This window comes from Xanthocytophaga agilis, assembly GCF_030068605.1.
In the GTDB taxonomy this organism is placed as follows: Bacteria; Bacteroidota; Bacteroidia; order Cytophagales; family 172606-1; genus Xanthocytophaga; species Xanthocytophaga agilis.
The window spans coordinates 691,175-716,382 of sequence record NZ_JASJOU010000001.1; the positions used below are offsets into that span (position 1 = coordinate 691,175).

The 25,208-nt window shown below is 38.2% G+C and carries 22 protein-coding genes; 5 read left to right on the top strand and 17 right to left on the bottom strand.

Translation table 11 applies throughout. The features are described from left to right. Positions 1-9: 9 nt before the first annotated feature. The 6 genes from QNI22_RS02805 to QNI22_RS02830 form a co-directional block, all read right to left on the bottom strand. A complete protein-coding gene (locus QNI22_RS02805; protein WP_314509084.1) occupies positions 10-2,445 on the bottom strand; it encodes an ABC transporter permease in 2,436 nt (811 codons plus the stop codon). Between the two features lie 173 nt (positions 2,446-2,618). Beyond that, positions 2,619-3,713, bottom strand: a complete 1,095-nt coding sequence (locus QNI22_RS02810) for an efflux RND transporter periplasmic adaptor subunit (RefSeq protein ID WP_314509085.1) — start codon at positions 3,711-3,713, stop codon at positions 2,619-2,621. A 142-nt stretch (positions 3,714-3,855) separates the two neighbouring features. Then, positions 3,856-5,130 (bottom strand): ABC transporter permease, encoded by a 1,275-nt coding sequence (locus QNI22_RS02815; protein WP_314509086.1) that lies wholly within the window; start codon positions 5,128-5,130, stop codon positions 3,856-3,858. Positions 5,131-5,213: 83 nt separating this feature from the next. Next, positions 5,214-6,554, bottom strand: coding sequence for an ABC transporter permease (locus tag QNI22_RS02820; RefSeq protein WP_314509087.1), 1,341 nt, complete (start codon positions 6,552-6,554; stop codon positions 5,214-5,216). An 88-nt stretch (positions 6,555-6,642) separates the two neighbouring features. Next, positions 6,643-7,170, bottom strand: coding sequence for a hypothetical protein (locus QNI22_RS02825; protein ID WP_314509088.1), 528 nt, complete (start codon positions 7,168-7,170; stop codon positions 6,643-6,645). A 62-nt stretch (positions 7,171-7,232) separates the two neighbouring features. Next, the gene (locus QNI22_RS02830; protein WP_314509089.1) at positions 7,233-7,961 is read right to left on the bottom strand and encodes an ABC transporter ATP-binding protein; all 729 of its coding nucleotides are present in this window, start codon (positions 7,959-7,961) and stop codon (positions 7,233-7,235) included. Positions 7,962-8,491: 530 nt separating this feature from the next. On the opposite strand from QNI22_RS02830, the gene QNI22_RS02835 reads away from it, so the two are divergent. Beyond that, on the top strand, positions 8,492-8,872 hold the full coding sequence (locus QNI22_RS02835) for a hypothetical protein (RefSeq protein ID WP_314509090.1): 381 nt from the start codon (positions 8,492-8,494) through the stop codon (positions 8,870-8,872). Between the two features lie 170 nt (positions 8,873-9,042). On the opposite strand, the gene QNI22_RS02840 is transcribed toward QNI22_RS02835, so the two are convergent. Then, complete coding sequence (locus tag QNI22_RS02840) at positions 9,043-9,894, bottom strand: DUF1206 domain-containing protein (protein ID WP_314509091.1); 852 nt, start codon at positions 9,892-9,894, stop codon at positions 9,043-9,045. Positions 9,895-10,557: 663 nt separating this feature from the next. Continuing rightward, positions 10,558-11,037, bottom strand: a complete 480-nt coding sequence (locus QNI22_RS02845) for a PepSY-like domain-containing protein (RefSeq protein WP_314509092.1) — start codon at positions 11,035-11,037, stop codon at positions 10,558-10,560. A gap of 155 nt (positions 11,038-11,192) precedes the next feature. Here QNI22_RS02845 and QNI22_RS02850 point away from each other — a divergent pair, with 155 nt between their 5' ends. Continuing rightward, on the top strand, positions 11,193-12,224 hold the full coding sequence (locus QNI22_RS02850) for a nucleoside hydrolase (protein WP_314509093.1): 1,032 nt from the start codon (positions 11,193-11,195) through the stop codon (positions 12,222-12,224). A gap of 220 nt (positions 12,225-12,444) precedes the next feature. On the opposite strand, the gene QNI22_RS02855 is transcribed toward QNI22_RS02850, so the two are convergent. Then, positions 12,445-12,918, bottom strand: a complete 474-nt coding sequence (locus QNI22_RS02855) for a DUF3995 domain-containing protein (protein WP_314509094.1) — start codon at positions 12,916-12,918, stop codon at positions 12,445-12,447. Between the two features lie 283 nt (positions 12,919-13,201). Between QNI22_RS02855 and QNI22_RS02860 the strand changes: the two genes are divergently transcribed. Next, positions 13,202-14,539, top strand: a complete 1,338-nt coding sequence (locus tag QNI22_RS02860) for a DUF2268 domain-containing putative Zn-dependent protease (RefSeq protein ID WP_314509095.1) — start codon at positions 13,202-13,204, stop codon at positions 14,537-14,539. A 50-nt stretch (positions 14,540-14,589) separates the two neighbouring features. On the opposite strand, the gene QNI22_RS02865 is transcribed toward QNI22_RS02860, so the two are convergent. The 5 genes from QNI22_RS02865 to QNI22_RS02885 all read right to left on the bottom strand — a co-directional run bounded on the left by QNI22_RS02865 (position 14,590) and on the right by QNI22_RS02885 (position 20,453). Continuing rightward, positions 14,590-15,162: a cysteine hydrolase family protein gene (locus QNI22_RS02865; protein ID WP_314509096.1), complete on the bottom strand. Its 573-nt coding sequence runs from the start codon at positions 15,160-15,162 to the stop codon at positions 14,590-14,592. Positions 15,163-15,202: 40 nt separating this feature from the next. Next, on the bottom strand, positions 15,203-16,468 hold the full coding sequence (locus tag QNI22_RS02870; RefSeq protein WP_314509097.1) for an MFS transporter: 1,266 nt from the start codon (positions 16,466-16,468) through the stop codon (positions 15,203-15,205). Positions 16,469-16,509: 41 nt separating this feature from the next. Continuing rightward, positions 16,510-16,959 (bottom strand): MarR family winged helix-turn-helix transcriptional regulator, encoded by a 450-nt coding sequence (locus QNI22_RS02875; RefSeq protein ID WP_314509099.1) that lies wholly within the window; start codon positions 16,957-16,959, stop codon positions 16,510-16,512. 168 nt (positions 16,960-17,127) lie between these two features. Then, entirely contained in the window at positions 17,128-19,302 is a 2,175-nt protein-coding gene (locus QNI22_RS02880; RefSeq protein WP_314509100.1) for a type IA DNA topoisomerase, read from the bottom strand. A gap of 167 nt (positions 19,303-19,469) precedes the next feature. Then, on the bottom strand, positions 19,470-20,453 hold the full coding sequence (locus tag QNI22_RS02885; protein ID WP_314509101.1) for an MBL fold metallo-hydrolase: 984 nt from the start codon (positions 20,451-20,453) through the stop codon (positions 19,470-19,472). A 120-nt stretch (positions 20,454-20,573) separates the two neighbouring features. On the opposite strand from QNI22_RS02885, the gene QNI22_RS02890 reads away from it, so the two are divergent. Further along, entirely contained in the window at positions 20,574-20,930 is a 357-nt protein-coding gene (locus QNI22_RS02890; protein WP_314032186.1) for a winged helix-turn-helix transcriptional regulator, read from the top strand. 38 nt (positions 20,931-20,968) lie between these two features. Here the strand turns inward: QNI22_RS02890 and QNI22_RS02895 are convergent, their stop codons facing one another. The 3 genes from QNI22_RS02895 to QNI22_RS02905 form a co-directional block, all read right to left on the bottom strand. Next, on the bottom strand, positions 20,969-21,919 hold the full coding sequence (locus QNI22_RS02895) for a quinone oxidoreductase family protein (protein ID WP_314509102.1): 951 nt from the start codon (positions 21,917-21,919) through the stop codon (positions 20,969-20,971). Positions 21,920-21,972: 53 nt separating this feature from the next. After that, positions 21,973-22,740: an isocitrate lyase/PEP mutase family protein gene (locus QNI22_RS02900; RefSeq protein ID WP_314509103.1), complete on the bottom strand. Its 768-nt coding sequence runs from the start codon at positions 22,738-22,740 to the stop codon at positions 21,973-21,975. A gap of 125 nt (positions 22,741-22,865) precedes the next feature. Beyond that, positions 22,866-23,861 carry a glycosyl hydrolase family 18 protein gene (locus QNI22_RS02905; RefSeq protein ID WP_314509104.1) on the bottom strand — a complete coding sequence of 332 codons (996 nt, stop codon included), beginning with the start codon at positions 23,859-23,861 and terminating at the stop codon, positions 22,866-22,868. Positions 23,862-24,079: 218 nt separating this feature from the next. Between QNI22_RS02905 and QNI22_RS02910 the strand changes: the two genes are divergently transcribed. Continuing rightward, positions 24,080-25,174 carry a DUF695 domain-containing protein gene (locus QNI22_RS02910; protein WP_314509105.1) on the top strand — a complete coding sequence of 365 codons (1,095 nt, stop codon included), beginning with the start codon at positions 24,080-24,082 and terminating at the stop codon, positions 25,172-25,174. Positions 25,175-25,208: the final 34 nt, after the last annotated feature.

The following is a 25,208-nucleotide window of genomic DNA, read 5'->3' on the forward strand; positions in this document are numbered from 1 at the left end:
AATCAGCCCTTATTCAGATCGAAGGCTTTTTATCGGATTAACGAGGGCAGCTTTGGCTGCACGATAGCTGAGTGTAATCCATGCAATCAACAGCGTAATAATGATGGCAATCACAAATGCTCCAACACCCATTGAAATACGATATACAAAATTGTCCAGCCAGTTGCTCATCAGATAATAGGCAACAGGAATAGCAAGGGCAAAGGCAATAGCAATTAGAATGATAAATTCTTTAGATAATAATCCAATGATATTAACTATTGAAGCTCCCAGCACTTTTCGGATACCGATTTCTTTTGTTTTCTGAACTGCTAGGAATGAGACAAGTCCATATAATCCCAGACAGGAAATAAAAATGGCTAGTGTAGCAAAAATTTTATAGGAAAGTGCCAATTGATTTTCCTGATGATAGTAGTGTTCAATAGTTTCATCAAAGAAATGTCCCTGAAACACATACGCACCAAAGTTCTTCTCCCATATAGCTTTTATCTGATCAACTGTCTGATGCAGGTGATTTGGATGTATCTTAACACCGGCTGTATAGAAGTTTCGTTTGGAGGCTATGATAACCATAGGTTTCATCTCGTCTCTTGCAGAATTGGCTTTAAAATCTTTTACAACTCCTACAATAGGTTTCCAGGATTCCCTACCCATACGTAAGGTTCTGCCAATGGCTTCCTGAGGGTCTTTTACTCCTAGTTTTCGGAGCAATGTTTCATTTACTACGATTTCTTTTGCTGTATCACTCTTAGAATATCCTTTTCCTGCTACAAACTTGAGCCCATAGGTTTTGAAGTAATCGTAGTCAGCATATTTAACGAAAGTATTAAAGTCTGCATCTGTAGCTGAATTGTTATAGGAAAAGTTGCGTCCCCAGTTGTTATTGGATGAGGGGGGATCATTGGCAAGACTGACTGATACTACAGCTGGATTTTGAAGCAATTCTCTCTTAAATCCTTCAAAATGAGTCCGATTCAGGCTATCATCCGGATTGATATTAACAACATAGACAGCTTCTTTGGTAAAACCGAGATCCAGATCCCGGATAAAATTCATTTGAGTAATGGCTATCAGTGTACCAATGATTAGAACCTGAGAAATGGAAAACTGGAGTACCACCAATCCTCTGCGTAATGGAATGCCACCAATATTACGGGTGGTAATTTTATTTTTAAGTGCTTGAGATGGTTCAAAACCAGATAAAATAATAGCTGGGTAAATACCAGACAACAAGCTAACAATAAGGGTGACCAGAATGATAAACGCAATGATAATAGGATTCTGAAGGAAAGGTATATTTTCTGGTACATTAGATATTTCACGTAGAAACGGAAGTGCCAGACGCGCCAGAATAATTGCCATAACCATTGCAAATATGACAATAAGAGTCGTTTCTCCCAGAAACTGTCCGATCAGTTGCAATCTGTTACTTCCCAATACTTTGCGTATTCCAACCTCTTTGGATCTGTTTACTGCCTGAGCTGTTGCCAGATTGATAAAGTTGATACAAGCCATTACCAGAATCAAAATACCAATAAATGAGAGTGTAAGTAATGTGCTTTTGCTGGTCATATGATCACCCAGATTTTCATACTGGGTATCAAAATGGTTTTCACTCAGTGGTAATAATCTGTGAATCGTTTTTGCATTGCCTGTATTAGAATAGTGTTTATCACTAAATTTCTGTAAGGCTTTCTCCAGATTGCTGACTGAATATTTTTCAGGAAGCAGAAGAAATACTTGGTGACTGCTGCTGGTGCTACCCCAGTTATCTTTTACATAGCCATGAGTAGGGGACGTTTTAAACGTTTCAAAAGAGACTAATACTTTAAATGGAAAGTCTGTGTTTTGAGGAGCATCTTCTATAACACCTGTCACTTTCAGTGTTATTGCATTGTCAAGTTTTAAATAGTTACCTGGAGCATCCTGCCATCTGGTAAAATACTTTTCAGCCTGGGTACGGGTAAGAACCACTGTGTTTGGATCCTTTAAGCTTGTGTAAGCATTGCCTATAAGCCATTGTGAGTCAAAAATGTCAAAAAAGGCAGGTTCTATAAAAACGACTCCGATATCTTCTATAAATTTCTTTTGGGAAAGATTATCTTCTGGCTGATTGCCGAGCAGTGTGATCTGACTTCCATAGATACTGTTTATAGAAGCTATTTTTTCGATTTGAGGCATATCCAATCGTAAAGCATCAGGTGCTGGGGTAGGAGCGCCCGGATTACGTCCTATATCGCCACTTGGATATTTTTGATCTGTTGCCAGTCGGTAGATCCGGTGGAAGTTTTTGTGGAATGTATCATAGCTTACTTCAAACTGCACAATGGTAAAAATTAACAGACATGCAGCAATGCCGATAGCTAATCCCAATATATTGATAATAGTATAGCCTTTACTGCGGAATATATTGCGTAGGCCAATGACGATGTAGTTTTTGAGCATAGGTTTGGAAATTGAAAGTGCACTCATCTCTACTTTGATAATGCCAATCCATATGCCAAAATGAAAAACGTACGTATTTTCTCTGTAAAGGGTACTATAAATAAAAACAGGTGTACGAATCTGAACGTAATTGTCCGTTTCCGTACACCTGAAAAATAAGGTTTTATATATTATTATCCGTTACTAGCAGCAGTTTCGCTTACTTTGATTTTATCTTCTTTTTTCACGCCGGATACTACCTCTATATTTATGCCATCTGAAATGCCTGTTTTAACAATGCGTTTTTCGAATTTCTGAGGAGCCGTTTCTACCTCTACAAACACACTGTCTTTCTTGAATTGTAACAGACTTTCTTTGATTGCCAGCACCTGATCTTTTTTGTCCAGAACAATATCTGCATTGGCACTATAGCCTGCACGAATGAATTCATTTTCTGGTAATACGACCCGTGCTTTTATCTGAAACTTGATAGCTCCTTCCTTGGTAATACCTTTTGGTGAGATATAATACAAGTTGGCCTGGTATTTTTTGTCTTCAATAGCACCAATCGTCATAGCTAACTCCATTCCTTCTTTGAGTTTAGCCACTTCGGCTTCGTCTACTTCTCCTTCAAAGATCAGGCTTTTCATGTCTGCTACCGTGGCAATGGTAGTACCTTCATTGAAGTTATTGCGTTCGATTACCGAAGTACCCACTTTCACAGGTACATCCAACAGCATACCGCTAATTGTTGAATAGATAATATTGGAAATTTCACTTTTGCGCAGTGAACTTCCACTTTTCAGAATATGTAACTGGTTCTCTGCTGCATCCACTGCCTGCTTCTTCAGATTGTAGTCCGACAGATAACGGCGGTACTCCTGTTCGGCTACTACTTTCTGATCATATAGCTGCTGAAATCTGTCAAACTCTTTTTTCGCTTCATTTAACTGAATTTTAGCTTGTTCGAGCGTATTTTCAGCCTGGTTAATATTGGCAAGGTTAGGAACAATCTTAATCTTGGCAATAGGCTGGCCTGATTTAACAGTTTGCCCTGCCTCTACAAATAATTCCTCTACGATACCTGAAACCTGTGGCTTTATATTTACTTCTTTCAGAGGTACGATAGAACCTGTTGCTATTGTTTTCTTCGTAATGCTGGTTACAAACGGTTTTTCTGTTTTATAGACTGTTGGAGTGGTCTTGGATTTATTATAAAAATAAATTCCCAGCCAGACAGATCCACCTACCACTATTAAACCTAAGATACTGTAAATGATGCGTTTCATAGTCACTGAAAATAGTTAATGGCTTGTCAAAGTTATCAATGAAATGGGTTGTCGAAATGATTAATTGATGAGTGGTTGAATGGGTCAATGATCTATCTAAAATCAGGTCTTTACTCTGGAAGGCCTGATTTTAGATAGTTGCTTATTCATCTCGTAACGCAACCACAGGATCTACCGCAGCAGCTTTGGTAGCTGGTACCATACCAATTAGGGCACCACCTATGATCAGAACAGCTGTAGCTGTAAGTGCCATTGTAAGATCAACTTCCGGATTAGCAAAAAATCCTCCTTCCGCATTATTCTTTTTAAGAAGGTAGTTAATACCTGCAATAATACCTGTACTGGCTAATAAACCCATATATCCGGCAACGGTGGTAATTACTATTGTTTCCTGTAAAATCATACTAATGATAGACCATGGAGTAGCTCCCAATGCTTTTCGAATGCCAATCTCTTTTGTTCGTTCTTTAACTACTATCAACATAATATTACCTACTCCAATGACACCTGCAATGATGGTGAATATACTTACAAACCAGCTGAAAGAGCGAATAATCATAAACAATCCCTGAACCTGCATGTATTCTTCCTCGACATTTGCTGAGCCGATTGCCCGAATATCATCTGGGTGTATACGATGTCTGCTCGCTAAAAGGCGTTTAATCTTTTGTTCTACACCTGCTGCCGGAACACCTTGTTTGGGGACAAAAGCAAACCAACCAATTTTATTAACCAGATTAAAAGTTTGCTGCAAAGCGGTATTACATACAAATATTTCTTTAGATGCCTGCATTACTTCTTCTGCCTGTGTACTTCGCATGGTATAGACACCAATTACAAGAAAGGGGATACCTCTGATCTTGATATACTTGCCTACTGGATTCTCGTCTTTCCCAAATAAAACATCCTTTACTGTTGTACCAATCACGGCTACTTTACGTCTATCCTGGATATCTTTTTCGTTGATGTATCGTCCCTGAATCATACTGTAAGGGCGTACCTTAAAGAAGTCCGGATAGTCGCCATATACTTCATACGAAGCACTTTTTTGCTCATACACTACAGCAAAGCTACCTCCCAGATTCAATCGCGGTGCTACTACTGCCAGTTCAGGAATATTGTTGCGAATAGCATCTACATCGTCATTGTTAAACTGAACAAATCGACCTGGCTGAAGACCTTTGTAGGCCATACTGGTGCGTTGACCCCAAACAAAAATGGCATTTTTGGCTACATCAAATTGCCCTTCTATGCCATTTTCAAATCCACGGCCACTTCCAAGCAGAATTACCAGCATACCAATACCCCAGGCAACACCCAATCCGGTAAGTATAGTGCGTAGTTTATTTTTGCGGATGGTAGAATAAATTTCCTGCCATTTGTCAATATCAAACATAACCAGCTCCTTTCTGTTCATTCCTATATAGGGAACGAGTTAACACTGGTAAAAACACGTTTATCATTTTATTTCTGAATAGAAGGGTAAGGGTAGGAAAGATACTAATCTGCTCGTAAAGCTTCAATCGGTTTGATATTCGCTGCCTTCATGGCAGGAAATAATCCTGCTAATGCACCTGCAACTACCAATACACCAATTGCAATAAAAATCAGATTGAGATTGACTACCGGATAGGTGAAATAACGAATCTCATTTTTAGCTTGTGTAATAAAATAACCTATGAGTTCAAGCATTCCAACACCTGCCAGGAATCCAAGATAACCGGCTACAGAGGTGATAATGATTGATTCCTGAATTACCAGACTCACAATAGAAAAGGGAGTAGCACCTATTGCTTTTCGAATCCCGATCTCTTTTGTTCGTTCTTTGATAATAATGAGCATGATATTGCTAACCCCCACAATACCGGCAATCAGGGTACACATGCTGATAAACCATACGAAAGCAGCAATGCCATCAAACAAGCCCATGAATCGTTCAAAGTTTTCTTCGTTGTTGTTAAGGTTGACTGCTTCTTCATCCTTAACATCAAACTGATGTTTACCAGCAAGTAATTGCCTCACCTTTCCTTGTACTTCGCTTACCCGGACGCCTTTTTCAGTAGTAAGGGCCATGGTATGTACACGATTATATAAGTTAAAGGTACTTTGCAGTGTCGTAATCGGCATAACCGAACGTTCTTCCAGTCGACCTTGTTCGGCTTTATTAGTAAAGACACCCACAACCTGAAAATAAATTCCTGCAACTCTATTGGAATCTGTTTTTTGGGTATTGGCAGTATTGGTTGTGGTAGTGGTTGTCTCTTCTTTCTTCTTTTCTTTAAGTACCATCACTTTAACATATTTTCCTACTACCTCATCCAGTGGCACATCTGCTCCAAATAGTACTTCTTTTACCCGTTTGCCTATCACCATCACCTTGCGACGTTCTTTCATATCCAATGGATTGAGGTTGCGACCTGCTGCGATTTTAGAACCATTAATATCCAGGTAATCGCGATTTACCCCATGTATCTGGTATGAGCCATTTTTATCTTTATAACTGATTGTATATTCACCCCAGAAAAATGTTCGAGGGGCCAGCTTTTCAACTCCATCAACCTGATAATTGATAGATTGAGCGTCATCATTGGTGAATATTACCTCACGACCTGGCTTCATTCCTTTATATGGAAGGGATGTTTTGCCACCCCAGATCCAAAGACTGTTTTTGGCTTCATCAGCAAATTCCCGTTCAATGCCATGCTGCATCCCATTTCCTGCACCCAGCAACACCACCAGCATAAATATCCCCCAGAATACACCAAATGCCGTCAATATCGTACGCAGTTTATTCTTGCTCATAGTAGCGAGAATTTCCTGCCATTTATCTAAATCAAACATAGAATACCTCCCTCTGACTCTTATGAAGGAAAGAGATTTTTAGATTTTATTTTGAAGAGTAGTAGATTGAAGAATGTAGATTAATCTATCAGGAGCCTTTACAGAGTTTGATAGATTCTTCGAATTTACGCACCATTTCCTGCACCAGTTTTTCGTCTTTGGTAGACAAACTCAAGGAAGTATTGTCGTCGTCTTTTTTATTACCTTTTTCGTCTTTCATGTTGAAAGAACCTGAAATAGAATTGTCATTGCCAAAGCCCATATCCATCTTCATTTTGTCTGGAGGGACATTGAGCATCAAGGTGTAGTTACCATCTTTTTCTTTTTTGTAACTTACCTTAGTGACGTCTTTTAACAACCAGTTGAGATGAAATCCCATTGAAAAGTTATCTTCTTTGTTATCTGTTACCACATTCATTGCCATCTGGCAATTGGTAAATTTAAAATCAGGCTTGGTTTCTTTTTCACCTGATTTTTTATTGTCTTCTTTTACTAATGTATTCAGCATTTTCTCCAGCCATTGTGTGTTTTTTTGTAAGGCAGGACTTTGTGCCTGAACAAATGAGGCTGATAAGAGAACAAATGCAAATGTGAAGAGAAAGAGTGTCGGTTTCATAGATGTAGTGTTTGTGATAGAAACGCTACAGGGTTTGTGAAGACCCTGTAGCTGGGTGCAGATTATTTAATAGCGGTTTCGATCGCAATAGCAGATTCGTGTGTGGCCATTTCATGAGCTTTACCATCACTGAGTATGAGTCCGTCTTTGAGGCGGATAACTCTGTCCGTTTGCTCTGCAATATCGTGTTCGTGGGTTACAATTATGACAGTCATGCCTTGGCGGTTTACATCTTTAAACAGTTCCATCACTTCATAGGATGTTTGGGTATCCAAGGCTCCTGTAGGTTCGTCAGCCAGAATTACTTTCGGTTTGGAGATAAGAGCTCTTGCAATTGCAACCCGTTGACGTTGACCACCTGACATCTCGTTAGGCATATGTTCAGCCCATTCCCGTAAACCTACTTTATCAAGGTATTCCAATGCCAGTTTGTTGCGTTGTTTGCGGCTGACTTTTTGATAGTACAAGGGCAATGCAACATTCTCCATTGCATTTTTGAACGAAAGCAGATTGAATGACTGAAATACAAATCCAATAAACTGATTGCGGTAGTAAGCGGCTTTGGCCTGTGATAAGTTTTTATCAATCAATTGTCCTGCTAATGAATAGGCTCCTTCATCATGGTTGTCCAGAATTCCCAGAATATTCAACATGGTGGATTTTCCAGAACCTGATGATCCCATTATTGATACGAGTTCTCCTTCCTCAATGGTTAGATCTATGCCTTTTAATACATGCATTTTGTTCTGTGCCAGTGAGTAGTACTTGTGGATGTTACGTAGTTTTATCATAGTCAGTAGTGTGATAAGACATGTATGTTAGACTATTTTTAGCTGCTGATTTATCCTTTATGGAAATAAAAAACTATGGTAACCCATTTTTAGAATAAATATTATGTAATGCAAGGTAGTGGGTTTACAATAGTGAAATTTTGTTTTTGGATAGACTGTTTTCTATTTGGATGACTGGTTAGAAAACAGGATGAAAAAACGATTGTGTTGGATGAGAACAGTATTTTATTGTCTGTTATTCCGATGAGATGCAAAAGCCACAATAAAGGTTGCACTAAAACCGAAATTTTTTTTAGAAAAGATGATTTTCGGTTGGAGAATATAGGTGAGTGGAAGCCTCCAGCCATATTTTATATTCTGACAGAGACATGGATTGAGGAAAGCTTATTTGTATCTGAAGGAACATTTGATTGAGTGAAAAATTATTTTTCTTGTGAATGCAGATAATTTCTGAAAAGAAGTGTCCATAAGAATACAATCATACATTCCAAAGTAAGAATAACTATTCACTTAAAATCCTTCTGACAAGAATGAAAACGATAACTACATTAACTCTTATCTTTAATAGTTTCCTGTTTGTAAATATGAATTGTGAAAAGGAATCTATGAATCCTGATCATTGTGTTAGAGGGACTGTCATTTATGATGCTTGTGCGGGTTTACGATTTGTCCAAATGGAGAAGTCTACGATTGGTACCACATGGCGCTATGGTAATAAAGTATGGGATAATGTAGTTGCTACAAATTTACCAGCTAATATCAGAACAGGTTCAATGATTTCTTTTGTCATTGAAAGACGAGCAAAAAGTTTTGAGGATGTTTGTAATAAAGATGATCTTAGGGCCTGTAATATGAATATCAGTTTGCCCGAAAAAATATACTGTGTTAAGAATGTAAATGGCTGTAAATGATTTTAACAACAGCCCTGCTGATTCTGATTTACCGTTCAGATTGACTTTTGTTTAATTGAGATCTGTTTCTAGGTGGATGATTAGAATATTTTATACTTTCCTTATGAATTGTATAAATAAAGAAGCCAGAGTACTCACCCTGGCTTCTTTGTTATTATGATTACTTTAATTTAAACAGCACTTAAGTCGCGGTATTTTGCTTTCACAAACATGTATACTCCATAGGCTACCAATCCTAACGCCACTATCACCAATAATATAGAGCCAAAAGGAGCTTGGTTTTCGATAAAGCTAAGTGCTTCTCCTGATCCACCTGCTTCTTGTGGGTTAGCTTCGATAGCTGCTCTAAATAAAAAGTACGAAATAATACAGATCACAACCCCTCTGGCGACATATCCAATTTTACCTGCTGTACGAAATATTTCTTTCGCTTTGGCTGATAGTGCTCCATCTTTTACTTTCTTGGCAAATTTTTCAGTATAGGCTTTGTAAAACTGATGAATCGCTTTACCAAAGAAAATAATTGCTGCTAACATTACAATCCATTTTCCTGCAGGTACTTCCAGTGCTTTAGCTACCATACCTTGTTGTGATGAACCACTATCAGATGTATTTCCATTTATGATAATTCGAATAGTATAATAGCAAAGTGAGGCATAAAATAAACCACTGATAGCATAACCAACACGAGTGATCATTCGTTTACCTGAACGATCATTACTTTCCGGATCTTTTATAGCCTGATAGAGTCGCCAGAAAGAATACCCCAGTAATCCAATTGCTATAAGTCCTAATAGAATATAGCCATAAGGTTGACCTGCCAGAAACTTGATAGAATCTTTTGTGTCTGCTTTCTCTCCTCCCAGATTAAATGCTGAAAGTGTGGTTAATATACCTGCCAGGCAGTAAACAACTCCTTTTGTCGCAATTCCAGCCCGAATAAGATTTTCTTTGATATCACGTGTGTGTTTCATTGCTGATCCGGACACTGACTGCATACCGATTGATTTTGTGTTAAACATAGTAGCTAAGTTTTAAAGTTTTCTTATGAGTTTGTGTATGAGATATTTATGATTTAGTGATGTGTATGAAAAAAGTGTACCTGTGCAATTGGACTGTGAAAGAGTGGTTATTTCTGTACCTTTTTACCCATAAACCTGTTTTTACAAGTTTATTGAGCATGAATGATCTAGTATGTTAAGACCTGATTTCGTTGGAAGAAGCTCAAATAAGAATGAGATAAGGCAGAAAAAATTTAAAAAGTTAGTAAGTCTATCGAATTGTCTTATTGGAGAGGCAAATGATTGAAGGGAGGTACTAGGTAGATTTTTTGTTATATTTCTTTGTCGGCTAACTGAAAGTATGGTTGGCTGATAAATTGACTGGTATTCGGATATTTCTAAAATGTGACTGGAACTCCAGTCACTGGCGAATATGAACATATTTCCAGTCAAAGTTAAAAATGAAAAGAGTTTAAATATTTTTGGAAAGTGACTAGTGTTCTGGTCAAAACAAAAAATGACTGGAATTCCAGTCATTTTTCAAAGTAATTTGATTTTTGTTCACTTCCCTTGTTGAGGTATTTTTTTCCGGTTGCTAATCTGTATATTACCAATCTGAATATAGTTCAGATATTTTCATCTTAGAGGAGTATACAAGAGGTGCATGATATGTATAGGCGTATTTTATCCTTCTTTCTGTTCTTTTTTATCTTTCTTATCCTTCTTTTTGACAAAATTTCCCTGAGCATCAAATTTCAGTTCTTCTTTAATCTGGTCTTTTTTAATCACGACTTCATATTCTTTTTTATTGTCTTTGCTCTCTTCCTGAAATTCCGTTTTGTCAATTTCGTAACCTGCATAGTTTTTCTTCACATAATCAATGATTTTAGCAGGAACCTGTGCTTTGCCAATGCGTTGTTTAGATTCTAACCAGGCACCTTCTGGTGAAAACTTTGCTTCTGCTTTTTTGTCTGATAACTTAAAGTCAGCTTCAAGTTTACCATTTTTAGTTTTCTTCCATTTGGTATCTGTGGCAGAAGGATATTTTTTCTTGAATGCAGTCATTACCGGACCTGGAACATCTTTCTCTGTCATGTCCTGAGCATTCGTAATTGTTATGCCGACAAATAGGGTAAATAGCAATAGGAAAGTTGTCTTTTTCATGTGTTGTATTGGTTTATGTGTTGTACTGTTTAGAGGTAAAAAGATGAATCAGAAAAAAATCGTTTGCAAATATTGAATATCTTTTGGGCAATTACCTGTTTTAAAGACAAAAAAATCGTTGAGATAGTTTAAAAATCACTGCTCCTATAACCCCTATGAAAAAACAAGTATGTCTTCTTTTTTTCTTGCTTTTAGCTTCTGTTATTACGTATGGCCAGAGCCAGAAAATAATTGGTGGAGGAAATACCGTTACTCCCCGAATGCGTGTCATTGTTGACAATGATTTTAGCGGTGATCCGGATGGCTTATTTCAACTTGCTCATCTAGTACTATCACCGTCTGTGGAAATTCGAGGCATTATTGGCTCACACCTTAGAGTAGGTGATGGGTTTGATAATTCCCAGACTCAGGCACAGAATGCAGCAGCCAAAGCAAAAGAACTATTAGGTGTAATGGGTGTAAAAAATAGATTTCCGATTGTAGCTGGATCTAATACTGCCATGCTTACGGATAGCACACCTGTAAAAAGTGAAGGAGTAGACTTGATTGTCAGAGAGGCTTTGCGAACAGATACAAAGTTACCCTTGTATGTACTTTGTGGTGCCGGCCTTACTGAAATTGCGTCAGCTTTACTCGCTTCTCCCCAAATAGCAGAGAAGCTAACTCTTGTATGGATAGGAGGGCCAGAATACACAGATATTGCATTACCACCACCTAATTATTCAAGTCCGGAGTATAATCTGAATATTGATATTGCTGCTGCACGAGTCGTTTTTAATCAATCACGTGTACCTATATGGCAAATACCCCGTAATGCCTATCGCCAGGCATTGCTTCCCTATTCACAATTGTTGCTCAAAGTAAAACCCCAGGGAAAAGTAGGAGGATATCTGGCTGGTGTATTGGAAACTCTAATGGTTCGGATTCAGAAATATGTAAACATTGGCGAAACGTATGTTTTGGGAGATAGCCCATTGGTATTGCTTACTGCCTTGCAATCTTCTTTTGAGGCCGATCCTTCATCAAGCGAATATGTAGTACGTATGTCTCCTGCCATTACTACACAGGGTGCTTATCAGTTTAACCATCAGGGTCGAAATATTCGTGTTTATACCCGATTAGATATCAATCTGATGTTTAATGATTTTTTTGCAAAGCTGGAATGGAATACACTAAATGGGAAATAGGTATTGATGTAGAATTACCAAAATTCTGATATTTTGTTCTTTCAATCAGAATTTCGGTAATACTCCGAGTCCATCAGTTTTTTGATAATAGATGAACTCTACCAGAAAACTGATGATTACCAAAGCCAAACAGAATTCTGATCAAAACCTGTTTTGACTAAAATATTTATTGAATAAAAATGATACCATATGGTAAAACAGATTTCTGATACATATCTGTTTAATAACGGATCTGCAGATAAATGTAAAATGCCAGTATCGCTATCAGCAAACAAAGAGGAGAATAAAGACGTGTGTCATAATAAGCAAATTGAGTGTGTCTGATCTTTTTAAAAAATCCTACATACTTAAAATCTCCCATAGCCCGTACTCCAAATACTATTGTAATAGCCAGATTGCCATAAATGCACCACCAGTCAGAAACAAAAAATGGAAATGTACCTTTATAAATAGGTTTAATAGCCCATATAGAGATAAACGAGGCTACCAATAGAGCCAATGCAACCACTAAGGTTGCTCCTATACCAGGTTTAAAAGCAAGTTCCTTATCAATTTCAGGGATAACGAGTGAAAGAAAATATTGATTAGGTTGAAACAGGCCTTTTACTGTCCAGTAGATATGTAGCAAGGAAATAATAAGAAATAAAGAGGCATTAATAGTTTTAGCCAAACTAAAAAGATTTATACTAGACATACTACAGCGTTTTGTGAAAAGTTAGGGGTATTGAAAAATATTTCACATACCTTCTACATTATTTTTTGTGCGTTAATCCTGCAATTAAGCTGATTTATAAAATATATTCGTAAAAAAACTGACTTTTTAGTATTATTTAGTCAGTAAGAATCTAGCATTGGATTTATTGAACTTGATTTTACTTTTTGGTAGTTGAGTATCCGGAATGAAGAAGTTATATCCTCCCTACTATTTTTTCATTGAATCGCATATCACTCTTACTTTTTCATAAACCCTAACCACCATGAAAACTATACTGATTGCATTGTTTTTTCTTCAGGCCACTTTTTCCTTTGCTGAGACTATTGCCGATGTCAAATTCAATAAGGGGTATGATAACATAGCCGTTAGCAAATCGTCTGATCTTGTACTCAAGCTAAACCTTCAGAAGGGTGTGCCTTACCAAGTCCTTGTCTTACAACAGGGTATCGACATAATGCTGATTCTGGCAGATGAAACAAATCCGAAAATACAGGAGATGGATTCACCCAATGGACGGTTTGGGTTTGAAATACTGGAGTTTGTACCCAAAGAGACCAAACTATTTACTTTAACGGTTCGTAAGTTTGAAGAAGAGACAAATGCCGACAAAGGAGTGATAAGCTTTTATATTAAAAAGTTTACTCCTAAAGAAATAGCGCTGAAAAAGCAAACTGAAAAGGAACTTGCCATTGAAAATACCAAAAATGTACTGACACTGGATATAGATCACTTTTGGGAGGCTTTTGACAAACTCAAAATCTGCAAAAACCATTGGGATAGTGTTATGTGTATCCAGAATCTATATCTGGACAAAGCAACCGATGGCCTAAAGGATTTCATAAGAGTCAGGAATTTTTCCGCTGAAGGATTCGTGAATACATTGACAAAACTACCCAAATACTATGCTTCCGTACGTCCATTTACCTATGAATCGAAAAAGTCAGAACCGCTAATACAAGAAGTATTTGATAAATTGAAGGATATCTATGGGAATTTTAAGCCTTTTAAGGTTTGTTTTGCTATAGGCATACACAATACAGGAGGAACTGTCTCCGATAGATTTATTCTGTTGGGAACGGAGATGATAACTGCCTGTAAATATGTGGATTTTTCAGAACTGGGAGACAATTGGAAACCAAGTGATACACAGAAAGAACCCAATATCCCACTTAGTATAAGAGGTATAGTGGCTCATGAATGTATCCATACACAACAGAAGAGTAAGTTAAGCCCCAATGCAGTAGTATGTAATCAGCTTAATTCCTGTATCCATGAAGGGGCTGCCAACTTTATTGGAGAACTGCTTACTGGAACAACAAATTATTCTGCTGTCAACGAATATGGAGATTCCCATGAGAATATGTTATGGGATGAGTTTAAGTCAACTTTGTGCAGTGGAAATGCTTCCAACTGGTTGTATAATGGAAATACTGTAAAAGATAGACCAGCTGATCTGGGCTATTACATTGGCTATAGAATTTCTCAGGCCTATTATACTAATGCTTCTGATAAGCGACAGGCCATCATCGATATTATTGATATGGATGATCCACTTACATTTCTGCAAAAGAGTGGATATGATCAACAAAAGAAAAACTAAAGCATAGCTTACTACTATCCTACTGATGTTTTGTGTGAGTGGATAGGGGCCTATACAGAGGCTTTTATCCACTCTTCAACTTTCAGGACTTCTGCTTGACGAGGAAAAATCTTTGTCATCAGAACCTGATGTACCTCAGCGTCTCGATCTTTACAAGCATCAGATAATACAGTTAACTGATAATCTTTATCAGCTGCTTCACGCACTGTTGACAACACAACGCCACTGGTAACTACTCCGGTGAGTACCAGATGCTGAATGCCTTGTGCACGTAATACAACCTCCAGATCACTACCTGTAAAAGCACTGAAGCGGCGTTTGATTACTGTGATTTCTCCGAATAGTGGCACAATAGATGGCTCTATTTTTAGCATATCTTCGGGATTAGTATTTGCCATTCGTTCTCTGGAAGCTGCAAAGCTTTTGTTCATCATGCTGATTTCAGGTGCTCCTGGCCGAAAGCCTACAACAACATAAATTACTGGAATAGTGTGCTGGCGAGCATGAGTAATGGCTTTGGCTACATTTGCAATCACAGGTTGTGAGTCTGGTAAGGAAGTAAGCAGCATTACCTGCATATCCATTACCAGAAGAGCTGTTTTGGAATTGACTTGTGTTGACATACAGATAGTAAATATTGGTTAAGAAATCTACAATATGGAGTTACGAATGCAAGGCTATCTCTGCAGAAGGTGCATCAACAGTTGGTGTAACGTCTGGTTTAAGCTTGGCTTTCTGCAACGAACGTATATGCAGTCCCCCAAGCAACAAAGCCAGAATGCCTTCTCCTAATACAGTTGCTTGTACACCAATATAATGAGAAATAGTTCCGATAAGTAATCCGCCAATAGGCAGAGCGCTGGAGTAAACCATTAGATACAGGCTGATTACACGTCCACGCATGGACGGAGTTACCTGAGTCTGTAAGATGGTATTGCTAATGGTCACCTGCGACATCATGCCAAAGGCCGCAAATGCAATGAAACAGAGTGCTAATGGATACCAGGAAGTATAGGCAAACAGAATCAGTCCGGCTCCCAGGATAAAAGTATTACGTGCCAGTATGGTATGGAGATCAGAGCCTGTCTTTAATGACGCCAGATAGAGAGCACCAATAAAAGCGCCAAGGCCAATTGCGCTATCTATCAGTCCAAAGGTAGAGGCTGTTCCTTGAAATATATCTTTCGCATATACAGGCATAAGTGTAGTAAAAGGTAATACTAGCAGACTTACCAGAGCCAGCATCAGGAGAACAAAGCGAATGGCTGGAGTCTGATTAATATACTGAAATCCTTCTTTTAGCTCGCCTAGAATATTTTTTGTATGGGATTGGACTACATACGGTGGTAATTTCATCAATAGGAGTGAGGTGATTACTGCAATAAAACTAAATGCATTGAGGCCAAAACAAACTACTTCACCCAGATTTTCAATTGCAATCCCTGCAATGGCAGGCCCCAGTAGCTTGGATAAGTTGACCATAGATGAATTTAAAGCCACTGCATTGGACAAGTCTTTTTTATCATCTACCATGTCATACACCAGTGATTGGCGTGCTGGCATATCAAATCCATTGATGATACCCAGTATAACACTGAGAGATATGATTTCCCATACTGCATACTTCTGAAAATATACTACAAGAGTAAGCAGTATAGCTTGTATCATAGACAGAACCTGTGTAAGCAGCAGTACCCGATAGCGATTGTAACGATCTGAGACAACACCACCAATAGTAGAAAAAACAGCAGAAGGAAACAGCGTTGCAAACACACTGACCCCCAGCATAAACTTTGACTGAGTTTGTGAGTAAACTATCCAACTGACAGCTGTCTTCTGCATCCATGTACCTAAAAGAGAAATAGATTGTCCTGTAAAATAAAGCCGGTAATTACGACTTCTGAAAGCATTAAAAGTATTTACGTTCATAGTTTATTAGTAGCTGGTTTGATTATTTATATAGATAATAATTAGTCATATTCCAGTAATTTTTTCAAGGGGCCTAGTGCTTGGCGTAAAACTTCCTGTTCTTCGGATGTACAGGTAGCATGTAAAGCATGACTTAACCATTCATCTCTCTCATTTCGGCTGGTATTTAATAATGCTAGTCCCCCTTCTGATAGAGTTATGGTAATCTTTCGTTTGTCTGTTTCTGAAGGAGTGCGGGTAATGTAACCCAGATCCGATAAATGATTCAGAATCTGTGACATAGATTGGGTAGTAACCTTTTCTATCCGAGCGATTTCACTGGGCAATAATTCTTTATGTTCATCAAGTAATCGTATCACAGATCGTTCAGTAAGGGATAATGTATCACGGGTCGGTGATTTGCTCCGTAACTTTTTCATAAGCCGGGTTACAACAGTTCGTAATTCGGTGGGAAGAGAACTCTCTTGTTTGGATGAATCTATCGTAGGCATAGTAATAAAGTAAACTTGTTAAGTTACTTTACAAATTTAATGTCTGAACTCAATGAATTCAAGAAGATTTTTATAGTTTAGAAAAAGATAAACACTACAAGATAAATGGATTGGGAAGATTGATTTTAGAGAAAGAAAATAAATAAAAAAAGGGTTGCAAGTTTCTACTTACAACCCAATATTAAAATCTGCCTGTAAAACTAGCTTACCTTCTATCTCTTCTTCAGATCCGGGAGTTCTCAGACCTTTGATCTTACCTGTTTTTCCTTTTGACAACAGATCGTAGATATGTTTGTCAGTTAATTTCTTGCCTAACACTTCAAACGGTATCTTAAATCCGCACACTTTAAAGTTTCCACATCCATATGCGCTATTACCCTTTTTCAGCAGATGTTCCTTGCATTTAGGGCATGTCAGAGCTTCAATGTTAATCTCTTCTTTGGGTTCTTTTGGCTTTTTCGGTTTGGCTTCTTTTTTTTCTGGTTCTTCTTCCTCGACAGGCGCTGGTGTAGGAGTTGCCGCAATGGCAATCTGTCGATATGCATTCCGTTTTACTTCATTGGTAAGGTCAATCACCATCTGGATCAGCTCTGCTTTAAACGTTTCCAGTTCATAGTCTCCTTTCTCAATCTGACGCAGTTTTTTTTCCCAGGTTCCTGTAAGCTCTGCACTTTTGAGAAGTTCGTTTTGAATTGTGTCAATCAGATCAATCCCCATTTGAGTTGCCAGCAGGGCTTTCTTTTTCTTCTCAACGTAATTACGTTTTATCAGTGTTTCGATAATATTTGCCCGTGTAGAAGGTCTGCCTATGCCGTTTTCTTTTAGAAGATCACGCATTTCTTCGTTTTCTACTTGTTTACCTGCTGTTTCCATCCCCCGAAGCAATGTTGCTTCTGTATAGGGTTTGGGTGGTGAGGTCTTTCCCTGGTGAATTCTGGGAGTATGTGGACCCGACTCCCCAACAGTAAAGACAGGCATCACGCGTTCTTCCTCCTCCTTTTTTTCGTCTTTATCTTCTTCTTTCTTCTCCTCGTCTGTTTTCTTGGCCTTGGCTTCATTAGCGTATACCTCTCGCCAGCCTGGTTCCAGAATTTGCTTTCCTGTAGCTTTGAATTCCACCTTACCCACCACACCCAATACAGTAGTATTTGAAATTTTACATTCCGGATAGAATACGGCAATAAACCGACGTGCTATCAGGTCGTATACCCGTTTTTCATCTGGAATCAAACCAGTAGGGAGCACATCTGTAGGAATGATAGCATGGTGATCACTTACTTTGTTGTTATCAAAAACAGTTTTAAGTTTAGGGATTGGACTAAGTAATAAGGGTGCTACAAGTGCCTGATAATATTGCATGCTGCGTAAAATACCTTCTACTTTGGGATGCAGATCTTCAGACAGATAGGTGGTATCTACCCGTGGGTAGGTAACAAACTTTTTCTCATACAGATTTTGAACGTGTTTGAGTGTAATCTCCGCGGAGAAACCATATTTTTTGTTGGCTTCCACCTGAAGGGCTGTAAGGTCAAATAACCGGGGATTTCCTTCCTTACCTTCCTTTTTCTCAAAAGAAGTAACTGTAAAAATAGGATTAGCCTGTAGGTATTCAAGGCCTTTCTGTGCTCGTTCCTGATTGTAAATACGTTCAATAGTAGCTGTAAATTCTACTTCACGATACAGCGTTTTTAATTCCCAGTAATCTGCAGATTTAAAAGCATTAATCTCTTTTTGGCGCTGAACCAGCATGGCAAGGGTAGGGGTCTGTACCCGACCAATCGATAAAACAGCCTTGCCATTACCAAATTTGGTTGTGAACAAGCGTGTAGCATTAATACCTAATAGCCAGTCTCCAATAGCACGGGCACTCCCGGCAGCATACAGATTATCAAACTGACTACTGTCTTTGAGATTGGCAAAGCCATCTTTAATAGCTTGTTCTGTCAGAGACGATATCCAAAGTCGTTTGACTGGAGCTTTGCATTTGGCTTTGTGTAGTACCCAGCGCTGTATCAATTCTCCTTCCTGACCGGCGTCACCACAGTTAATGACTTCTTCACAATCTTTAAGCAGGTTCTCAATGACACCAAACTGTTTCTGCACACCAGAGTTATCAATCAATTTAATTCCAAAGTTGGAAGGAATCATAGGCAGGGCTGATAGACGCCATGATTTCCATTCAGGTGTATAATCCTGGGGTTCTTTTAAGGTGCAGAAGTGTCCGAACGTCCAGGTTACCTGGTATCCGTTGCCTTCATAGTATCCGTCTTTGCGTTGCTTGGCTCCTATAACTTCTGCAATATCTTTTGCTACACTGGGTTTTTCTGCAATGCAAACTTTCATTCAATCAATGTGGTTTTTTCAACCTGGCAAAGGTCGCATTTTTTCAGGAAAAGGTGAAGGGGTGACTGAAATTAATCGATGGTATAAATAAGTTTATTGAGTTATGTCTAAACATAGGTTACCAAATATCCCTAACTTTTGTTTAGAGATATTTGGTCTTGATAAGCTTAATCTGGAAGGGCAAACCCTGTTTGTACCCATTCAAATCCTTTTCCTTTTTTGCGTACATGCCCTAATCCTGGCCAAGGTAAATGATAGGAAAACACCTGTTGTCGGCTCCTAGCAAGTTCTTCCAGTACGTTTTTACGGGTGGTTGCTGCAAGTCCAAAATCTGTGTCTCCATCAAATCCCCATTCCGGATGAGCAAATACCAGTACAGGAGAGTGTACCAGATCTGCTACATGTACAAGTTCTTGCCCCGCTGAAAATATTGTAGAGATTGTATGACCAGGAGTATGTCCAGGAGCAATTTTTAAAGTAAGGCAATTCAGTATTCGTGAACCATCTTCAAAAAGATGCAAATGAGGCTTTATTTTATCCAAAGTTTTTTTAGTCGTTTTTACAACCATAGTTTTCAATACCTCATCTTTCATTTTACTTTTGGAGAAGTCAGGACTTGGAGATTGCCAGAATTCATATTCCAGTCGTGATAAATGGATGTTGGCTGATGGAAATGCTAGTTCTCCATTTTTACCCAACAGGCCTCCCATATGGTCCGGATGACCATGTGTAATGACAATATCTGTAATCTGACTGGGCTGAATACCTGTTTTGGGCAGATTTCGCAATAACCATCCGGAAGAATCTCCCAAGATAGTACCACAGCCTGTATCCAGTAAAATAATCTTATCTCCAGACTTGATGATTAGTATATTCACACCTAAATCAGCACTATCTGGTAGAAAGTTTTCATCCAGTACCTGTTTTACCTGATTGGCTGGTACATCAGGGGCAAAGCTTGGTTGAACTTTTTTAAACAGAATATGTCCGTCTGTAACAACAAACAGTTCCAGTTTACCTAATGTAAAAGTATGAATACCATTGTTGACAGGTTGAGTAGCTTGTCTAATACCTGAGAATACAGAGGATACGGGTAAGGTTGCAGATAACCCCAGAAGGAGCCCTTTTTTGAGAATCGTTCTTCGGTTCATATTCTTTTTGATTCAAAAGTATTTTCTTTGTATCCATTCGTCAAGTATGCACTTTTTGGGTACCTACATACTAATTGTATACTATTGTTGAAAATCAGAATGATATTTTTTTGATTAATTATGAAAGATTCCAAACGAGAGAGTATTTGTTCCGTTGATTATGGATTTCAACGCATTGGGGGTAAGTACAAGTGCCGGTTGATCTGGTATATTCATACACATGGAATTGTACGGTATGGTGTTTTGCGACGAATGGTAAAAGGCATTACACCTAAAATGCTGACACAGACATTACGAGAACTTGAGGAAGATAAACTGGTAATTCGGACAGTCTATCATGAAGTTCCACCTAAAGTAGAATATTCATTAACACCAATAGCGGAAGAACTCATTCCATTTATCCAGCATGTAAAAGAATGGGCTGACAGACGTTTAGAAGAGTTAGATAAAGATATTGAACCTATCAGCTGTGACTAAGAAGCAGGAGAGAGGATTGTAAGAGGATAGTATTGATACTAGGGTATCAATACTATCTTTCCTGTACTCTGTCTGCTCTCCAGAAACTCATGGGCTTTTTTACCCTCAGAGAGTTTAAAAAGTGTGGGTGTGGAGATTTGAACATGTTTATTTTGTAACCATGCAAACAACTGCTTGGCTCTTCGAAGGCGTTCTTCTTTAGAAGTCAGATAGTTCCATAAATCTCCACCAATAATGGTCTGAGATTTCGCGATGATGTTTAATGGATTTCCTATTTCCAGTTTGCCACCTGCCAATCCAAAAAGCACTACTTTTCCCAATATTCGTGTCACCTGAAGGCTATCGTCCAGGGTGGTTCCTATACTGTCGTATACTACGTCCACACCTTGTGGAAATAGGTTCAATATTTTGGTCTTCCAGTCTTCTGAGTAGAGAAAAGCTTGATCTGCACCCAATAAAAGTGAAATCTCCCGTTTGTTTTCTGATGAGGTCATTCCAATAACATTGGCACCTTGTAGTTTACAAACCTGGAGTAACCATTGACCAACTCCACCCGCAGAGGCATGAATCAAAACGGTTTCGCCTGCTTTTATCGGATGGCTATCAGATGTCAAATACTGAGCAGTGAGTCCTTGCAACATACTTGCTGCTGCCGTTTCGAAACTCACATCTTCTGGTAGAGGAATAATATGATCTACAGGGACAGCTACTAGCTCTGCATTGGCAAATGGAACATCGGCAAAGGCAACTCTGTCGCCTGTTTTATACTCAGGATGGTTATTGGCATCTACTATAATTCCCGCCCCTTCATATCCATTGATATAGGGAGCTTGTCCCCGTAGAGGATATGTACCATTGCGACGCATCAGATCAGCAAAGTTCAGCCCGATGGCTTTCATTTCAACCAATACCTCATTGAATTTCGGACTGGGATTTGTAACTTCCTGATATACGAGAACATCGGAATTACCAAAAGTTGATAAGGTCAAAGCTTTCATTATAACACAGTCAGTTGCTGATGTTTTATTTACCAGCCAGATTATTAAAAAAGAATAGAAAAGGAGTTGTTTTGTTGTATAGAATGTATAGCTTCTTCTGCTCGCTTATGTATATACATTGCGGTAAAAGGTCCCATACTAACTCGTTTCACGCCTAGCTTTTGCAAATCTTCAAAGCTGGGTAGAGTTGGCATACACATCACATTAACAGGAAGTGTAGTAGCTTTTACTACTTCTGAGATATCATTTGATTGTGTAATACAGGGAACAAAAATTCCATTAGCTCCTGCTTCTTCATAACTTTTTAATCGGGAAAGTGTTTCCTTTAGAGCTGTTTCCATATCCAGGAGAAAACCATCTGTACGAATATTGAGGAATACTTTCATATTATTCCGGTTCAGATGATTGGCAATTGTGGAAAGAGTTTTTTGAAACTCATGAATGGATTGCAATTGACGGGTAGTCCCTGGAATGGAATCTTCCAGATTTATACCGGCTACGCCAATAGCATGGAGTTTGGTTATATTTTCAATTATACCATCAATCGTTCTGCTATATCCACCTTCCAGATCAACAGAAAAAGGGATTTTTACTGCCTCTGTGACTCTTTTTGCTATCAGAAAAAGTGTTTCAAATGGAATGTTTTCTCCATCTTCATAGCCAAATGTTTTAGCTATTGCCTGACTGGAAGTACCAATTGCTTTATAGCCATTTGCTTCAAAGAGTAGTGCACTATGTACATCCCATATATTTCCTAAAAGAAGAGGTGTAGAATTTTGATGGAGTTGTGAAAATGTGTCAAATGAGTTCATAAAAACAGGTCTTTATTTTGAATTGATTTTTACAAAACTACAGTGGCTCGTATGCATAGAATTGTACAAATCGGAACTCCTGGTTTTTTCACTACATAGTAAAGTCTACAAAATATTTTATGGATTCAATAAGCCGTTTGGAAAATGACATCCAACAATGAGCTGCTTCCTGTTGCATCACCTGGTAGCTGCCAGATCATAATGCCAGAAGCTTTTTGTTTGGCTAGCTTTGTTTTCCGTTTTATTGTGTTTCGGCCATTGTAATAGATAGTTCTCCCATCCGGCATTTTCCACTCATCTTTTGTGTCTGATCCCGAAAAAGACGATTGAATTTCGCTATAGTTCATACTGATAGCAGTCATACCTTCACCGTATCCATAGCCATAAAATGGAACTCCCAATGTCATTTTTTCTTTGGCTATTCCTCTGGTTTTTCCAAAATAACTCAGATCTTCTTCTGCATGAGCATAGGTCGAATGAGGACCTGGTTTGTCCGGACTCCACGGACCTGTACGATCATAACTCATTATGTTGACAAAATCGTATTGGGCTAGTGCTTTGTCTGTTAGTTGGTCTTTGTAATAGATTGCAATAGCAGCAGTGATGAGTTTGTTGTGTGTTCGTAAGGCAGTTGCCAGTTCGGTTACAAATGGCTCATAGTTTTCGTCCATATCTGCTCCTTCCAGATCTACATCAATACCATCCAGTTGATAGGTAAGTATCAAAGACACTAGTTTCTGGATCAGTAGACTTCTATTAGGGGGAGCTAACAGATGTCGGTATTGAAGATGTATACTACCTCCTCCAATGGAAAATAGTACTTTAACTTTTTGAGCATGTGCCTGTTCAACAAAAGAGGATACTCCGGAAAAATCCTGTATAAAGTTTCCCAGTGAATCCGGATTGATAAACCAGAGGTTAATGTGGGTTAATTTATCAAAAGGGACCTGAAGATTTAATTTTCCTGATGTATCTGTTTTGTAGGTGGCTTGTAAAGGGTAGTACCCAATGATTTTGAAGGATGATTTTGTAACTGTTTTAGAATTTTGAGCCAGTAAAAAAGTATGAGGAAATACTAAAGAAACAACTAATGGTAAGACAAGCAGGTGAATGAATTTCATGTATTGTTTGGTTGTAGATAATAAATGGGATTCAATAACTTAAGTAAAGTTAAAGGATGTAGTGAGAAGTATACTATTCCTCTTTATAAGATTTTTTGCAATAAGTCTAACCTGATAGGCTATTTAGCCAACAAAAGTATGATTTTCTATATATTTGGCCCTTCGCTGCCTATAACAGCAAATCAAAACTATATATAACTTATTATTAACACAGATACATGAGTTTTCAGGAAAGCTTTTTGGGGGCAATAAATGAATCTATACGTCAGTATACTACCTTTTGGAGTTGGTTTCAAACACAGGAAATGATATTCTTTCAAGTTGTGAAGCAACGGGAGAATATAGAAACAGATTTTTTTGAAAAGCTTTCTGAACAGTTGAATGTTTTTAATGAGAGTCTCTATTTTGTTGTTGGAATGCCAGATGAGGATACAGTTGAACTAATATTTACAGCAGATGGAATAATAAAAAATATTGTCTTTGTAGAAGAACTGGTTCAAAGTGCCCCTTTGATAAAAGGATGGAGGTTTACTGCATTGAAACCTGCTACAGATACCTCAAAGATTAATATCAAAATGGAAGAATTTGATTTTAATGAGGAAAATATCGGCTTCTATGCCAATGAACATCCGGAACTTCCGGATGAGATTGATATAACTGTTGTGTATCCCGATTTTGCGGAAGAGGATCGTCAGATGGTGGTTAACGGGATTTATATCTTTCTGGATAATGTGTTAGGCGAGTTAAATTTTGCCTGTATTATAGACCAGATAGATATTGTGAGGACACAGGAGGCTCAACAGGAGATTGTACCCATTTCTAAATTGAAAAGTTTTTTGGTCTGGAGAGAAAAAGAATTTGTTGAGAAATATGAAGGGGTAAGACGTAATACGGATAAAGACAACTATAGCATGTTGCAGGCCAAACTTGAAAATGGTAATATGTTATTGGCAGCTATCAATACAGACCTGTTGAAGTGGGATAGAAAGGCGTCTCATCCATGGATTATGAATGTTGAAATAGCCTATGATGGTTCAGAACTCAATGGTATGCCGGATGAGGATGCTTTTACACTAATGGAAGAGATTGAGGAAAATATTACAACCGAACTAAAAGATGCTGAAGGCTATCTGAATATTGGTAGACAAACAGCTGAAGGTACACGAAATATTTATTTTGCCTGCAAGGACTTCAGAAAGCCATCGAAAGTGTTACATGCTATTCAACAAGTCTATGCTGATCAGTCAGAGATGAGTTATGAAATTTACAAGGATAAATACTGGCAGTCATTTGAGCATTTTGTCAATGCCTGAGATGTATACTGTAGAAAGAAAATATGTCGGCATT